Origin of the sequence: Pseudoalteromonas sp. PS1M3 (assembly GCF_016865405.1) — a bacterium.
Taxonomy (GTDB): domain Bacteria; phylum Pseudomonadota; class Gammaproteobacteria; order Enterobacterales; family Alteromonadaceae; genus Pseudoalteromonas; species Pseudoalteromonas marina.
Window position 1 is genome coordinate 136474 of the sequence record NZ_AP022624.1, and the last position, 15315, is coordinate 151788.

The 15315-nt window shown below is 40.6% G+C and carries 17 protein-coding genes; 9 read left to right on the forward strand and 8 right to left on the reverse strand.

Annotated elements, in window-relative coordinates; translation table 11 throughout:
* Nucleotides 1-26: 26 nt before the first annotated feature.
* Nucleotides 27-1535, reverse strand: coding sequence for a DUF3360 family protein (locus PS1M3_RS00675; protein ID WP_203985720.1), 1509 nt, complete (start codon nucleotides 1533-1535; stop codon nucleotides 27-29).
* A 416-nt stretch (nucleotides 1536-1951) separates the two neighbouring features.
* On the opposite strand from PS1M3_RS00675, the gene PS1M3_RS00680 reads away from it, so the two are divergent.
* Together PS1M3_RS00680 and PS1M3_RS00685 are read left to right on the forward strand one after the other, a co-directional pair.
* Nucleotides 1952-2938 carry a hypothetical protein gene (locus PS1M3_RS00680; RefSeq protein ID WP_203985723.1) on the forward strand — a complete coding sequence of 329 codons (987 nt, stop codon included), beginning with the start codon at nucleotides 1952-1954 and terminating at the stop codon, nucleotides 2936-2938.
* 43 nt (nucleotides 2939-2981) lie between these two features.
* Complete coding sequence (locus PS1M3_RS00685; protein ID WP_203985726.1) at nucleotides 2982-3575, forward strand: hypothetical protein; 594 nt, start codon at nucleotides 2982-2984, stop codon at nucleotides 3573-3575.
* A gap of 5 nt (nucleotides 3576-3580) precedes the next feature.
* On the opposite strand, the gene PS1M3_RS00690 is transcribed toward PS1M3_RS00685, so the two are convergent.
* Nucleotides 3581-3943 carry a hypothetical protein gene (locus tag PS1M3_RS00690; protein WP_203985730.1) on the reverse strand — a complete coding sequence of 121 codons (363 nt, stop codon included), beginning with the start codon at nucleotides 3941-3943 and terminating at the stop codon, nucleotides 3581-3583.
* Between the two features lie 97 nt (nucleotides 3944-4040).
* On the opposite strand from PS1M3_RS00690, the gene PS1M3_RS00695 reads away from it, so the two are divergent.
* The gene (locus PS1M3_RS00695) at nucleotides 4041-4487 is read left to right on the forward strand and encodes a TerB family tellurite resistance protein (protein ID WP_008129052.1); all 447 of its coding nucleotides are present in this window, start codon (nucleotides 4041-4043) and stop codon (nucleotides 4485-4487) included.
* Nucleotides 4488-4498: 11 nt separating this feature from the next.
* Here the strand turns inward: PS1M3_RS00695 and PS1M3_RS00700 are convergent, their stop codons facing one another.
* Complete coding sequence (locus PS1M3_RS00700) at nucleotides 4499-5065, reverse strand: NADPH-dependent FMN reductase (protein WP_010557771.1); 567 nt, start codon at nucleotides 5063-5065, stop codon at nucleotides 4499-4501.
* A gap of 119 nt (nucleotides 5066-5184) precedes the next feature.
* Between PS1M3_RS00700 and PS1M3_RS00705 the strand changes: the two genes are divergently transcribed.
* Nucleotides 5185-6078 (forward strand): LysR family transcriptional regulator, encoded by an 894-nt coding sequence (locus PS1M3_RS00705; RefSeq protein WP_006793766.1) that lies wholly within the window; start codon nucleotides 5185-5187, stop codon nucleotides 6076-6078.
* Between the two features lie 109 nt (nucleotides 6079-6187).
* On the opposite strand, the gene PS1M3_RS00710 is transcribed toward PS1M3_RS00705, so the two are convergent.
* From PS1M3_RS00710 to PS1M3_RS00725, 4 genes are all read right to left on the reverse strand, one after another.
* Nucleotides 6188-6559, reverse strand: a complete 372-nt coding sequence (locus PS1M3_RS00710) for a hypothetical protein (RefSeq protein ID WP_203985733.1) — start codon at nucleotides 6557-6559, stop codon at nucleotides 6188-6190.
* Nucleotides 6559-8175 carry a S41 family peptidase gene (locus PS1M3_RS00715; RefSeq protein ID WP_203985736.1) on the reverse strand — a complete coding sequence of 539 codons (1617 nt, stop codon included), beginning with the start codon at nucleotides 8173-8175 and terminating at the stop codon, nucleotides 6559-6561. Before PS1M3_RS00715 ends, PS1M3_RS00710 begins: the two co-directional genes overlap by 1 nt.
* A gap of 146 nt (nucleotides 8176-8321) precedes the next feature.
* Nucleotides 8322-8975, reverse strand: coding sequence for an endonuclease (locus tag PS1M3_RS00720; protein WP_371816598.1), 654 nt, complete (start codon nucleotides 8973-8975; stop codon nucleotides 8322-8324).
* A gap of 62 nt (nucleotides 8976-9037) precedes the next feature.
* Nucleotides 9038-9736: a hypothetical protein gene (locus PS1M3_RS00725; RefSeq protein ID WP_203985742.1), complete on the reverse strand. Its 699-nt coding sequence runs from the start codon at nucleotides 9734-9736 to the stop codon at nucleotides 9038-9040.
* Between the two features lie 247 nt (nucleotides 9737-9983).
* Between PS1M3_RS00725 and PS1M3_RS00730 the strand changes: the two genes are divergently transcribed.
* A complete protein-coding gene (locus PS1M3_RS00730) occupies nucleotides 9984-10364 on the forward strand; it encodes a hypothetical protein (protein WP_006793771.1) in 381 nt (126 codons plus the stop codon).
* A 1-nt stretch (nucleotide 10365) separates the two neighbouring features.
* Here the strand turns inward: PS1M3_RS00730 and PS1M3_RS00735 are convergent, their stop codons facing one another.
* Nucleotides 10366-10809, reverse strand: coding sequence for a PaaI family thioesterase (locus PS1M3_RS00735; RefSeq protein WP_203985745.1), 444 nt, complete (start codon nucleotides 10807-10809; stop codon nucleotides 10366-10368).
* Between the two features lie 176 nt (nucleotides 10810-10985).
* Here PS1M3_RS00735 and lexA point away from each other — a divergent pair, with 176 nt between their 5' ends.
* From lexA to PS1M3_RS00755, 4 genes are all read left to right on the forward strand, one after another.
* Nucleotides 10986-11603, forward strand: coding sequence for a transcriptional repressor LexA (gene lexA, locus PS1M3_RS00740; RefSeq protein ID WP_006793773.1), 618 nt, complete (start codon nucleotides 10986-10988; stop codon nucleotides 11601-11603).
* Between the two features lie 416 nt (nucleotides 11604-12019).
* Nucleotides 12020-13162: a cytochrome c oxidase subunit II gene (coxB, locus tag PS1M3_RS00745; protein WP_006793774.1), complete on the forward strand. Its 1143-nt coding sequence runs from the start codon at nucleotides 12020-12022 to the stop codon at nucleotides 13160-13162.
* On the forward strand, nucleotides 13162-14754 hold the full coding sequence (ctaD, locus tag PS1M3_RS00750; RefSeq protein ID WP_006793775.1) for a cytochrome c oxidase subunit I: 1593 nt from the start codon (nucleotides 13162-13164) through the stop codon (nucleotides 14752-14754). Before coxB ends, ctaD begins: the two co-directional genes overlap by 1 nt.
* Nucleotides 14754-15284: a cytochrome c oxidase assembly protein gene (locus tag PS1M3_RS00755; protein ID WP_010557765.1), complete on the forward strand. Its 531-nt coding sequence runs from the start codon at nucleotides 14754-14756 to the stop codon at nucleotides 15282-15284. The genes ctaD and PS1M3_RS00755 overlap by 1 nt, the downstream gene beginning before the upstream one ends.
* Nucleotides 15285-15315 lie beyond the last annotated feature (31 nt).

Here is a 15315-nt window from a genome sequence, read left to right on the forward strand (position 1 = left end):
TTTTTTATGTTTAAGTTTTCTAATTATTAATGTCTAAAATCTGCCATTAGCGCGGGTATGCCTGGCAGCATGCCAACAATGGCCATTACTGTGGTTAAAACCACAAACATAATGAGCGGTACAACCCAGCGGCTCATTTTAGTTAAATTAGCACTGCGCTCTTTACAGCCAATTAAGCCTAAGTTATCAAGCAGCATAGTTAGAGACCAACCAAAAGCAGGGTTAACCAAGCTAGAGGCAAACACAACAATAGCGGCCGATTGCGTTGTTTTACCTTCGCGTGTCATTTCCATACCCGCCTCAAGCAGCGGAATAAACACACCTACAATAAGCGCAACGCAAAGCACGGGTTGCCAAATGGCTAAATCCATTGGGTAGCCCCATAAACCCGCAACAATACAAAATACGGCTGTTAAAATGGCACCCGCCGGAATAGGGCGTTTAGCAATAGCGGCAGGGACAATGTAAGTTCCCCACGATGAGGTAAAGTTAGCACCACCGGCTAGCGAGCCAAAGGTTTGTCTAACCGATGCGCTTAGCATGGTGTCGTCTATGTTCATTTGAACTTTTTCAGTGCGTTGCGGGTAACTAATTTTTTGAAATACTTGATGCCCTAAAAAATCCGGTGACCACATAGCCACAGCTAATACCGCAAAAGGCAGCACAACCACAAAGCTTTCAAGCGTAGGTAAGCCCAGCATCCAACCTGTGTTTTCGCCCCACCAATAAGCTGGGTTCATATTTGGTAAGCCCGGCGCGGTATTAAATTCAAACGGCGCACCGAGTGCAAATGCAACCACACCGCCAATAAGGCAGCTAAGTGGCACAGCTAACCAGCGCTTTTTAAAGTGCTCAAGTAACGCATACAATAAAATGGTCGCCAAAATAACAATAAACGCAATGTGCGCCATATCAATGGCCTCAGCCCATGCAAACAGTTTTTTAACCTGCGAAATTGTGCCAATAAAGCCTAAATATATAAGTAAGCCCCCGCACACGCCTTTACTTGTTAAGCGTGCCAGCAAGCTCCCTCCTTTGGTTATGGCTAAAATAAAGCCAAAGGCACCAATCAGTAAGCCAAACGCCATAGGATGGCCGCCAGCGGCAACCACAATAGGAATAAGTGGAATAAGTGGGCCATGAGTACCCGCTAAGTTAGCGGTAGGTAAAATAAAGCCCGAAAACAAAATAATAAAAATAGAAACAATCAGTAATTCATAGCGTACGTTCTCTAACACAAACGCATCGCTTAAACCTAGTGGCGCTGCAAATGTAGCGGCAATAGCACCCACCATAACCACTTTACCAATAGTGCCCGCCATGGCTGGAATCGTGTCTTCAAATTCAAAGCGGTAGTCTCTAAAAGGTAAATTAGGCCGCCAGCGCTTGGGCTGCATAATTTGTAGCTCGTGCTCTAGGTATTCGTCGCGGGTATTAAACTCTGAACTGGGTTTATGGTTGTTTTGATAGCTGTTGGTATTGTCGTGCAATTTATTTTTGTGATCTGAGTTGTGACCCTTTGGGGTTACTGACATAGTCCCTCCTGTTACTCGTTGCTTATTTACTAATACGGCTTTTGTTAAAGCAAATGAATAGTGAAGGGGCAGGGTAGATCAGCTTTTACTCAGGAATGTATAGGCAAAAGGTCGTGTATGGTTGTTTTTAATACAGTTAATTTAAAAAACAGCTTTACACTAAAAGTCATAAATTACAGAAAATGATTAAAAGTTTATATAGATCATGCTCTTGAATGTGTCATTAAGGATGCTCAGAGCTATTTGCAGAAATAGTATCGTGTTAACGGCAGGTTATTATCCTTTAGTCTTAGTGGTTGTTAAAGTTGTTTTATTTCAAGCTATTTGTTTGCGGGAGCCGTTAATTTTGTTTTATTTGTGGTGGAATAATACATCTGTTACTTTCTGATTGTTAATAACAACAATAAAGAATAGAGATGCAATTCAACTCCCCTAAATCAATTGGTATTTTACTTGGTACGCTTTACGGCATATTTATGCGGCTGTTTGTCGAGCTGCTTGATACTTATAATTTAAGTAGCCTTGTATCCATTTCATTTATGTTTTTAGTGCCCGTTGCAATTGGTTATATTCGTATTCACTTTGAATTTAAAAGCTCAAATACATTAACTAAAAGGCAAATGGTGACTATTGCTTGGCAGCCAATTTTTGTTTTTTTACTTGTAAGCGTTATTACACTGCTTGAAGGCAGTATTTGTGTGGCAATGGCTTTGCCTGCCTTTATGCTCTTTGCAAGTATGGGTGGTTTATTGGCAGGCTTTATTAAAAACCGTCAAACAAAAAACGCTAACCGGCCTTTACTTTCAATCGCTTTGCTTCCTGTGTTACTCTCACCTATTGAGGTAAATTATTTAAACTTATCAAAAACGTACGAAGTCACCAACTCTATAATTATTGAAGCGCCTATAAATCGTGTATGGCAGCAGCTTGCAAATGTAAGCACCATAGAGCCACAAGAATTGCCATTTTCGCTTACCCAGTTAATCGGTGTACCTAAACCTTTAGAGGCAAATATGAATGCTACGGGTGTTGGTGCAATTAGAACGAGTAAATGGCAAAAAGGGGTTATATTTAAAGAAGTTATTACGGATTGGCAGCCAAATAAACAGATGCTTTATAGATTTGAGATAGACCCTGATGCTATTCCCGATGATGCACTCGATAAACACGTAAAATTAGGCGGCGAATACTTTTCACCTCTGTATGGTGGGTATGCGTTAAGTGAAGATAAAAGTGGCAATACAATTTTAACTTTAAAAACGACTGTGCAAGATAATACAAATTTTGGTGTTTATTCGCGTATATGGGGAGAGGTTATTTTTAAAGACTTCCATTATTCACTTTTAACATTAATGAAAAACAGAGCAGAAAAGCCACTTGTCGCAGCTATTTCCCATTATTAACTTAAACCGCTATGGTATTAAAAAACTATTATAAGAGTACTTTATGAAATTATTAACGGCAGCAACGTTATTACTTGCTTCATCAGCCGCTATTGCGCGCCCTGCGCCTTTGGTATCTATACCGACACACGATGCGTTTTTTAATAATATAGCTGCGCATTGTGGTAAGGCGTTTGAGGGCAAAGTAAGTGTAGATAATGCAAAAGGCCCAAGCTCATTTGATAATAAAAAGTTAGTTATGCATGTACGTAAATGTACTGATAGCGAGCTACAAGTGCCATTTCATGTGGGTGATGATGCATCGCGTACGTGGATCATTACTAAAACGGGCAGTGGTTTGAGCTTAAAGCATGATCATCGCCATAAAGATGGCACAGACGACGTATCTACTATGTATGGCGGTCATACACTTGATGCGGGTTTTGCACAAATGCAGTCTTTCCCGGCCGATCAATACTCTAAAGAATTATTTGTAGCACAAGGTATTGAACAGTCGGCAGGTAATACATGGCAAATGTATATTTATCCTGAGGTATTTACGTATCGGTTAATTCGCCAAGGGCGCGAGTTTAAGGTGGACTTTGATTTAACTAAACCTATTACGCCACCCGCTGCACCATGGGGATACGAAGAGTAAGCTTATTATTCAGGCTTTTCGCATTGCAATAAAACCGTTAAAGGAGGTTGATAAGCGCGTGGTTTAGTAGGAAAACGTTCGTACTCTTGCACGCCTTCAAGCACTTTTAACATAAAGGTGTTACCACGGCATAACCTGTCTGCATGGCGTAGTAAAAACATACTTTGATTAGCAAAGTGTTTGTAATCGTCTGATTGTATTTCTATTTTGTAATTGCTGTTGTCAATTTTGGTTTGATAATAATGAACTTTGTTATCAAAGTCGTATGATTTTTCTTTTTCGACGGTGTCGGCCAGTGCAGTGCCTGTATTCGAAAGGCCCACCAGTACGCAACTAATGATAAGGCGCGGTGAATATAACCCTTTCATAAAATGTATCCTTTAATTTGCGAACTTAATACCCATTAAATACTCATACAAGTTCGGTTTATGTACGTTAAGTCTAACACCCAAAAGAGATAATGTGATGTTCAAACAAATAAAACAGCTTTTTACAGCATTCGATGATCCAGCGCCAAGTATAGAACCACACGATTTAAAAACGGCGGTAGCAGCGTTGTTAATTGAAGTAATGCGTGCAGATACCAAGCTTGACCATGATGAACAACACACCCTGACTGTAACCTTAAAAAAGTACTTTAATTTAACTGATTCTGAGGTTGAAGAACTCACTACCAATGCAGCAAGTAGTTTAGATGGTGCAATTGATTACTTTCAGTTTTCAAAACAGATTAATGAGCATTGCAGTGCGGCAGAGCGAATAGAGATAATAGAATTGCTGTGGCGTTTAGCCTACGCAGACGGTGAAATAGACCCACAAGAAGAGTACGTAATACGTAAAATAGCGGGTCTATTATATGTAACGCATGTTGATTTTATCGCCGCAAAAATAGCGGCGACAAAGCAAAAGTAAAGCGTATAAGGTTACTTTAATTTGCTTGCAACACTGACTAATTGATGAGCAAGCGAAGATACTTTATCAGCTATTTCTGGGTCGCTAATTTGGCCATTGTCATCAAAAACAGAAAACGCAGACGGTACAGCAAGTTGGTCGGCAAGCACTAACGAACCAATGCCGCTTAAAATATCACGTACGTGGTTTAAACCGCGTAAACCTCCTAATCCACCCGGTGAAGTAGCAAATAAGGCCACAACTTTATTACGAAACGCCGGTACTGCACCTTGCTCAGTGCGTGACGCCCAATCTATAGCGTTTTTCAATGGCGCAGTGATCGAGCCGTTATACTCTGGGCTTGCCAGTAAAATACCATCTGCAGAGCGAAGTTTGTCTTTTAAACGTTGTGCATCAGCGGGTGTGCCTTGTGCTTCAATATCTTCGTTAAATAGTGGAATATCTAACTCGTTTAACTGAATAACTTCTACTTCAGCACCTGTTTGCAGAGCAAAACGTGCTGCTTCATTAATAAGTTTTTGATTAAAGCTTTCTTTACGTAAGCTGCCCGCTAGCGCGATAATTTTTGGTGCTGACATGAGTATGGCCTTTTTATGTTTTAAGTTACATACCTAATGTAGCAAACTTTTACTTGTAGAAAACCCAAATAAACGCAACACTTATGTGCATATATGCACACAAGTTAAAGGCAGAGCGCATGGCAATTAAATTTGATGACTGGCAAGACGTAAAAGTGGCCTTTGAAGTGGCGCGGCTTGGCACACTTACAGCTGCAGCAGAGGCACTTAATGTGCACCACAGCACTGTGTTAAGACGAATTAACAGCCTTGAAAAAAACCTAGATACACGCTTGTTTCATCGCCATGCTCGTGGTTACAAGGTAACTGAAATTGGCGCTAAATTATTTGCGACAGCGCAAACTATAGATACCTCGCTCGAACAGCTACATAACGATATTGCCGCTGCCGACAGTACTTTACGCGGAAGTTTATTACTTACTACGGTGAGTGGGTTTATTGATGTTATGGGTGATGTATGTGAGCAATTTCAGGCATTACACCCACAAGTGCAGCTTGAAGTTATTTTGGAGCAAAAACGCTTGCGGCTCGATCACGGGCAAGCACATATTGCGCTTCGTGCAGGCCCTAAACCTGATGAAGGGGATTACATTGCTCAGCACTTAGCAAAGCTTACATCGGGTTTGTATGCTAACAAACGTTACATTACAAAGCATGGTATGCCTAAATCATTAGGTGATTTATTGCAGCATAATTTTGTATCAGGAGTGGCGGGATATAATGCGCGCGTACCTTATTTTGCTTGGGCAGACGAAAACATTCCTGCATCGCAAATCAAATTACGTGTATCAGAAACTGCCGAGGCCACGCGCGCGATTATTAAAGGCTTAGGAATTGGTGGTTTACAACATGATGTAGCAGCGCAATATAGCGATTTGGTCCCTGTGCTACATAGTGAATTAAATTGGCCCACAGATGTGTGGTTAGTGACCCACCATTTAGTGCATCGCACCGCGAAAGTACAAGCTTTTGCAGGCTTATTAAAGGCGCATTTTAATAAACTTGCTAAGTAAAAAAATTGAAGGGCTCCCGATCGAGTTATTTTTTGGCAATCAGCATTTTTTATAGTTTTACAATGAAAAGGCGTACAACAACAAGTTGTACGCCTTTTTAGTTTTTAAATTACTGTGCTTTACAACTTACGTTTTTAAGCTCAATAGTGAGATCTTTTTTAGGGTAATACAGCACGCATTGATCGCCAATAATTTGTAAAACAAACTTTTCAGACTTGATATTATGCGCACTCATAATGGGGATGCCATTGGGATCTTTACTTGTGCCATGGCTTAGTAAAAGCTCACTGCGTTTGGTAAAAACGGTGTCGGCCAGTGTAACAAGCGTACCGCCTTTAGCTTTTATAATTGCCTGTTGTAGCACAGTTATAACGCCTGGGTTAACCTCTGTTAATAGCGCAGGCTTTGCAGCGGCATTACTCATACTATTACACCCCCCAACACTTATTAATACAGTGAGTATCGCTAGAAACTTTACCATTATTGCTCCTCAGACAACGTAGGCCATGTAAGGTCCATGTTACCGCGGGTAAGATCATTTGGTGCGTTTAAAGGCTGCAGTTTTTCGCCCGTTGCAGCAAAGCTTGGTACATCTACTTTACTATTAGCGACCGTTGTTGTGATTGGGCATGCGCCGTTATTATCTATATGAAAAAGTGCTGTAGATAGTAACCTTTCGTTGCTATCACCAAGTTGATTATCAAAGTCATCACTAACAACACACCCTTGTACATCGGCATTAAATTGTGGTGTTGGTGTTGGGGTAAAGCCTGCGGCATATTCGCCAAAGCCTTTACTGTTAACACCACTAAATTGAATGGTGTAGTAGGTTGTTCCACAGTTGTGTGTAGGCGTAAATCCGTATGGTTTACCACAGGTTGTGTCGCCAATAAGTACCACCTCTGCATCTATTCCCTTTAAGCCATTAATAAATGCTTCAGAGGCTGAACAGGTACCTGATGTACTTAGTACATATACCTTAGATAAGTTTAAATCAGGTAATTTATCGCCAGTACTAAAAAACGTTGAGTAATCTATTTCTTCGTCAATAAACGGAAATGGAGAATCGACAGGCTGTTTATCATTTTGTTGTGTTTGATAGTAAAAGCGGTTTTGTACATTGGCACTTCCTGCCACCATATACGCTAGCTGCGCAGACAGCGCTAATAAACCACCGCCGTTGTATCTAAAATCAATAACGAGTTCGTCTACGTTATCGGTTCTAAATTTATTTACTGCATCAATTAGGCCCTCTTGGGCAATACCTATATGACTATTAAACTGCATATAACCAACGCGCGTGTTATTGCTTGTTACAATCGTTTTTACATTTTGAACAGGCGTTTGCTCAATGTTACCCGCTGTGACGTTAAATGTTTTTTCCGTGCCGTCGTTACTGCGAACAACAATTGTATGTGAATCACCGTTGGTTGGGCTAAATAAGCCTTCGTTTAAAGTATCAATCCCTGCTTGGGTATTGGTATTAATGCTTACGCCATCCACTTCAAGTACGGTATCGCCTCGTTGAAAGCCAATTTGGCTAGCTGGTGAGTCATCTTCAAGGTAAGCAACACGTAAAATTCTATCGGCTGGATCACCAATAAATGCCCAGTTAATACCATAACCAGAGGTAACGCCCGATTGTGCTTCTTGGAAGTAATCTTCAGAGGGTTCTGAAAAATGAAAGTTATCTTTTTTAGCGCCTGAATCGGTTAGCTCTTCGGTTTTTAGTTGAGCAAAATAGTCAGCCACGGTATCGAACGATTCAGGGTCGTTATCGGCTATTTCGTCATACCACAGGTATGTTTCGTCGCTCCATGAGCGAAGCCATAGTTTTTCGTATAAGGCTGAACCAGCTTGGTCAGGGTAAGGCTCATTATTATTAAACGGGTCGTTACCTGTACGTGGGTTTTCGCAAAAGTTTTTGAGTTCGTCTGAAGGTTCAAATACACCGGCAGTCCATGTCGGTGTGCTACTTGTAGGTGGCGTGACAGGCGCTGGTGTAGTGTTGCTACCTCCGCCTCCACCACAACCTGTTAAAGCAAAAACTGAGAGCGCGCTAATAATTGCAAGCGATAGAGTGTTGTTTTTAAACATATTCGGTACTTCCTGTAAATAAGTTGTTTAAAATACTACAACACCTGATTATTTATTCAACGTTTTGCTTTTTCTTTATGTAAATAATTGTGTCATTTTTTATTGGTAAAGCAGTATTTTAAGTTCGCTTATTAGCGGGAATATCATTACATTTTTTGTATAGTGCTTTTTAGTGCTAGGTCTTGCTTTTGCCACGCATTAAAAAGTTTTTGTTGTTGTTTTGAAATTTTTAAACCATAGGTTTTTTGCATGTAAGCATAGGCGTCGGCAATTTTTTTACGGGCATAAAATGGTGGCTCAACAACACGTTGCTTAAAGTTTACTTTTACATCGCATTGGCCGTATTGAGTCGCGGCTCCACCTAGCATGCCAAAACGATAATTAGAGCGGTCAGCATTTATTTCGCCAATTGCGGGGGCTAAGTTATTTATATCAGCTTCCATTTTTCGAAATTTTTCGCTGACTTTACGGCAGTTTTTCCGCCCACCATTTTGCCAACATTGTAGTTGATGCCCAAACTCCCATGCCGATACAATATGCTCCCATTCAATACGTAAAGCGCGCTGGTTTACTTTGCCTGAGCGGGTAAATGTATTACGAGGTACATAGCCACAACCCGTTAGATCTGGCACTAGTTTTTTACCTTGTTTTTTAATATCACAACCGCAATACAGGCTTTTTGCATTGTGCGGTAGCGTTTTTATTAAGTGCTTTTTAGCAGTAGAGAAGCGAGTAAAGTCTTTACTTGATACCGAAAAACAGACACAGCAAGCCAGTAAGGCCAAAATCAATCGGGTCATATCCATCACATACGTGAACTACAGGAGCCCCTAGTTTACTGGCTCAACAGGCAAACATAAACTTATTTAAATCTGCGTTTAATCCTTATGTTTTGCAATAGCAGTAAAAAGCCAGTTAAACAAAAAAGCACACTGGTTGCAGCAAAGCTAATTAATAGAGGATTGTTAAAGTTTTCACGTTCATCGTAATCCATAATATGCAGCATCCAAAAAAAATCGAAAATTCGCCACAGTGTGCTGCGCACAGTAATCACTTTGCCCGTATCTGATGACAAATAGAGTGTGGTACTAAATGTATCGTTAAATTGTACTTTCCATACATCTTTTTTATAACCGCTTTCTCTTGGCCCTAAACCTAATAAAGTGGTACTTACTGGTTGAGCATCAATAAGTAAATGCGCGTGTGCATTAGCAATTATTTGCTGTTTATTGGGGGCTTTAAATGGTTGCCCAGTAATGCCATTAAAACTTTGAGGGTTGCCTTCACTGGTTACAGTTATAAGTGGGGTAGATAAAAAATGCGCAAAGGTTATCTTAGTCGGATTAGTTACTTGTGAAACAATATTATCAATTGATGCGACGTAATCGCTGCTTTTAAAGGGGTTAGCCAGGGTGCGTGTTGCTAAGTGTTTACCATGTACTTTTTCAAGCGGAATAGCGCTCATAACCAAACCGCCAAGCAACCAAGCTAGTATTTGTATTCCTAATAAATAGCCCAACCATTTATGAAGTTTACGTGTTGGTTTAAAAATTTTTTTCATGTGTGCTTATCTTATTATTTTTACAAGACATTTTACGCGATAGTTGAGCAAGGTGAGTGCGACAAAATGTCGCACTAGTGCATTCAAAATAGCGTTTCAGCACAATAGCGCCAATTGTAAGTAGCAATCGCACTCTAAAATAAGAGTATTACCATATAAAACGTCTATTTATAGGGTGTTGATTTGGTATAAAGGTAAAACTGCGTTAAAGTTTGCATGGTAACCATTAGAGGATAAATACGAGACAATGTCGGAAATTCAATTTTTAAATGTAGATCTAGAGCTTGAGTCAAAACAAGATATTAGTGTGCTGGTGGCCGACCTAAAAAAAGTCGCAACGATTTTACATTATGACAAAGACGAATACCGTCAATTAGCACGTATTGAGGTAGCTGGCGATGTAAAATCACCAGACAAAGCAATAAACCATATATGTGAGCTTATTGAGTCATGTTCACGCAATGCATTAAAGCAATGGTTGAGCTGCTCACGTAGAACGTTTGATATAGGGTTTGAGTCAGGCACGTCGCCAAAGTGTTTTAATCAAGCTTTACATGCAGATACACTACTGCGTATATCTGCTATTGGCGCGGGTATGGAAATAACAATTTACCCTCTCGAAAAATAACTTACGCCTTTCGCTCAACAACGGCTGCGGTCATTTTTGATACGCAGCACAGCTCGTTGCGGCTGTTTGTGATTTTTATTTCCCAAACAGAGCTTCGTTTTCCAATATGAAATGCGCGTGCTGTTGCCGTTAATGTACCATTGCGAGAAGCCTTTAAATGGCTTGCACTTATTTCTTGCCCAACACAGTAAAACTTTGTGAAATCAACCACAAAATTAGCAGCATAGCTCGCTACGGTTTCTGCGAGTACAACGTTTGCGCCGCCATGAACCATGCCAATAGGGTTATGGTGTGAAGGGATTGCAGGCATGGTTGCTACTAGATAATCGTCGCCTATCTCTGTTATTTCTATTCCCATGGTTTTCATTAGCGTCCCTTGGCCATTGATGCCTTCGTCCAATTGTTTACACAATGCTAATGTAATGGGTTGATGCCAAATACTCATATAGACTCCTTTAAATTTAATGTAGCAAGTTACTATTTTTATAGGCTATTTTAGAAAGCCCCTAAAATGTACACGTAAGGAAGTAATTTGGCTATTTGAACGAATAATTTAAATTTGCGATTTTTATTTAACTGTATATACTCACAGTTAAATGTACTGTATGGAAAACCAGTTGTATGCGCCCATTAACTAAACGCCAAGCTCAAATACTCGAATTAATTAAAGTGTTTATTAAAGACACTGGTATGCCGCCTACACGTGCCGAAATAGCACAAACGTTAGGGTTTAAAAGTGCAAATGCCGCTGAGGAACATTTAAAAGCCCTTGCCAAAAAAGGGGTGATTAAAATGAAACCTGGCGCAAGCCGTGGAATTCAACTTGTTGAAGAAGAGGAGCCAGAACAATTAGGTTTACCGCTTATTGGCCGAGTTGCGGCAGGTTCCCCTATTTTGGCGCAAGAACATGTAGAAAGCCACTGTAAAATTGACCCATTAATGTTTAAACCAGCTGCCGACTTTTTACTGCGCGTAAACGGTATGAGTATGAAAGATATAGGTATTATGGATGGCGATTTACTTGCTGTGCATAAAACACAAGTGGCTGAAAATGGTCAAGTTGTGGTTGCCCGTGTTGATGACGATGTAACCGTAAAGCGCATTGAAAAGGCGGGTCGCCAGGTGTTGCTTCATGCCGAAAATGACGAGTTTGCACCAATTAAGGTCGATCTTGAAACTGAGTCGTTCAACATTGAAGGCTTAGCAGTGGGTGTAATTCGTAACGCGGACTGGATGTAGTTCTTTCTTATTTTATAAAAAGCGCACTTTTTTGGTGCGCTTTTTTTATTTTTAAAATTTTGTTTGTTTTTTATTCACACTCTTTCATTTCATCCTTAGCCCTTACCACCTCTCGATTTGAGCCATTTTCTTCTACGTTCAACTAAGTCAACTCTCTACTTTTTATATATTTATTGTTTGTTTTTAATACAAAAAACTTGCATGGTGGTTAAATATTAACTAATTGTTAATAAGCTGACGCTGGCAATACTCATCGCTTTTAAGTTTTGAGCACACACAATAAACTTTTGCTAGCGCAGTGAATGCCAATTTTTATAAATAAAACGGCATTAATAAAAAAATAAAAATAACGAATTGGCGTTTAAGCCGTATGCCTCTTCGCTTTGCACTAGCAACAGCATCAAAGGAGTCGTCACATGGGTAAACTTAGTTGTACCTTGTGGCTTATATTGTGTGTTTTTCCGCAGTTAGCCTTGGCAAATAGCCAATTTAATATGCGTAAAGGCGTTACAGATATAAGTGAAAATGTTTACGAATTACACATGACCATATTTTTTATATGTTGTGTGATTGGGATAATAGTGTTTGCCATTATGCTTTGGGCACTCATTCATCATCGCAAATCTAAAGGAGCGGTTCCCGCTCAATTCCACGAAAGCACCAAAGTAGAAATTCTTTGGACCGCCATTCCATTTGTTATTTTAATTGCTATGGCAGTGCCAGCTACAAAAACGTTAATAGCGATGGAAGATGCCAGTAAAGCCGACTTAACAATTAAAGTTACAGGTTCACAGTGGAAATGGCATTATGAATACATGGGAGAAGATGTAGAGTTTTACTCAATGCTTGCAACTCCTCAGGATGAAATAACTAATTTAGCTGATAAAAACCCAAATTATCTACTTGAGGTAGACAAACCCCTCGTACTGCCAATTAATCAAAAAATTCGTTTTTTAATGACCTCAGATGATGTTATCCACTCTTGGTGGGTACCAGACTTTGCCGTTAAAAAAGATGCCAACCCAGGCTTTATTAACGAAACATGGACCAACATAAACGAAGAAGGCATTTACCGAGGTCAGTGTGCCGAGCTGTGCGGTAAAGATCACGGGTTTATGCCCGTTGTGGTAGAGGCCAAATCTGAGGCTGACTTTAAAGTATGGTTGGCCGATGCTAAACAAGCTAAGCAACAAGCAGCTTTAGCTGATGCCGCTTTACTTGATCAAACATTACCTAAAGAAGAGCTAATGGAGCTGGGCGCTCAAGTATACATGGCAAGTTGTGCAGCATGTCATCAACCTACGGGGTTAGGGCTACCGGGCGTATTTCCGGCTCTAAAAGGCAGCCCAATTGTACTTGGCGATATAAAAGGTCATATAGACATACTTATTCATGGGAGCCCAGGCACGGCAATGCAATCATTTGCCAAGCAGTTATCTATAAAACAATTGGCTGCGGTTATTACTTACAAGCGAAATGCATGGGGTAACGATACCGGTGATGTTATTCAGCCTAGTGAGATTCAAGCAGCACTTGATGCCGACGTGGAGGCTAACTAATGAGTAGCATAGCAGAACAACCAAACGCCAATGAAGCGCATCATGCTCATCATCCAGCTAAAGGCTTTAAGCGCTGGCTTTATACAACAAATCATAAAGATATTGGCAGTTTATATTTAATATTTTCGTTGACCATGTTTTTAATTGGTGGCGCCATGGCTATGGTGATCAGGGCCGAATTATTTCAGCCAGGGTTGCAGTTGGTCGATCCCCACTTTTTTAATCAAATGACTACAGTTCACGGTTTAATAATGGTGTTTGGCGCCGTTATGCCTGCCTTTACGGGATTAGCCAATTGGATGATACCGTTAATGATAGGTGCGCCAGATATGGCATTACCTAGAATGAATAACTGGAGCTTTTGGATTTTACCTTTCGCATTCTTAATTTTGCTTGCTTCTTTATTTATGCCTGGAGGAGGTCCTGCTTTTGGCTGGACCTTCTATGCTCCGCTTTCAACCACATACAGTAACGACAATACTGCCTTGTTTGTATTTGCGGTGCACATTATGGGTATTAGCTCAATTATGGGTGCTATTAATGTGGTTGTGACTATAGTTAATTTGCGTGCACCTGGGATGACGTGGATGAAACTCCCCCTGTTTGTATGGACATGGCTAATAACGGCATTTTTACTCATTGCTGTTATGCCCGTTTTGGCAGGGGCGGTGACCATGGTTTTAACCGATAAATATTTTGCGACTAGCTTTTTTGATGCTGCCGGCGGTGGCGATCCGGTGATGTTCCAGCATATATTTTGGTTTTTTGGTCACCCCGAAGTTTACATCATGATTTTGCCAGCCTTTGGTATCATTTCAACCATAGTGCCCACTTTCTCGCGTAAAAAGCTATTTGGCTATGCATCTATGGTTTATGCAACGTCATCTATAGCATTGTTAAGCTTTATTGTGTGGGCGCATCACATGTTTACCACCGGTATGCCGGTAGCTGCAGAGCTATTTTTTATGTACTCCACAATGCTGATATCGGTACCTACCGGCGTGAAAGTATTTAATTGGGTAGCCACCATGTGGCGCGGTTCTATTAGCTTTGAAGTCCCTATGATGTTCAGTATTGCTTTTATAGTGCTGTTCACATTAGGTGGTTTTTCAGGGTTGATGCTTGCTATTACTCCCGCTGATTTTCAATACCACGACACTTATTTTGTAGTGGCTCACTTTCATTATGTGTTAGTGACAGGGGCGGTATTTTCTATCATGGCTGGTGCTTATTACTGGCTGCCAAAATGGACTGGCAATATGTTTAATATCACGCTGGCTAAGTGGCATTTTTGGTTGTCGTTAGTCAGTGTAAATGTGCTGTTTTTTCCAATGCATTTTGTGGGTTTGGCTGGTATGCCTCGTCGTATTCCTGATTATGCACTGCAATTTGCAGACTTCAACGCAATTATAAGTATTGGTGGTTTTGCATTTGGTTTATCTCAGCTGTTGTTTGTAGTGGTTGTTTTTAAATGTGCAAGAGGCGGCGAAAAAGTCCCTGCAAAAGTATGGGATGGCGCTGAAGGGTTAGAGTGGGAAGTTGAATCCCCTGCGCCTTACCATACCTTTTCAACACCACCGGAAATTAAATAATGACCCACGCACCGCTCCTTAAACGCTTGATTATTATCAGCATAGGTATGTTTGCGTTTGCGTTTGCCTTAGTGCCGTTATACGACGTGTTTTGTGACTTAACCGGGCTAAATGGTAAGCCATCGTTAGAGCAAGCGCAGCAAAGTAGCGTGATTGAGCAAACAAGGGACGTTAGCGTGAGTTTTACAACTCATGCACAAAGCGGTGCACCTTTTGAGGTGAAATCAAAAGAGTACAGTGTGGTTGTGAAACCCGGAGAAATGCGAGAAGTCGTTTTTAGCGCAAAAAATAGTAGTGAACTCGATAAAGTTATGCAGGCAGTACCGTCTGTTTCACCAGGCAAAGCGGCAAAATATTTACACAAAATGGCCTGCTTTTGCTTTGATCAACAACCCCTAAAAGCGGGGGAAGAGCTCGAATTTAAATTGCTTTTTTATGTTGATACAGCGCTTCCAAGTGATGTTGAAGAGCTAACTTTGTCTTACACCGTATTTGATATTAGTGAGCAACTAGTTGCCAGTAATAACTAGCAACAAACACTAGTGCGAAACTAGGAGCAAG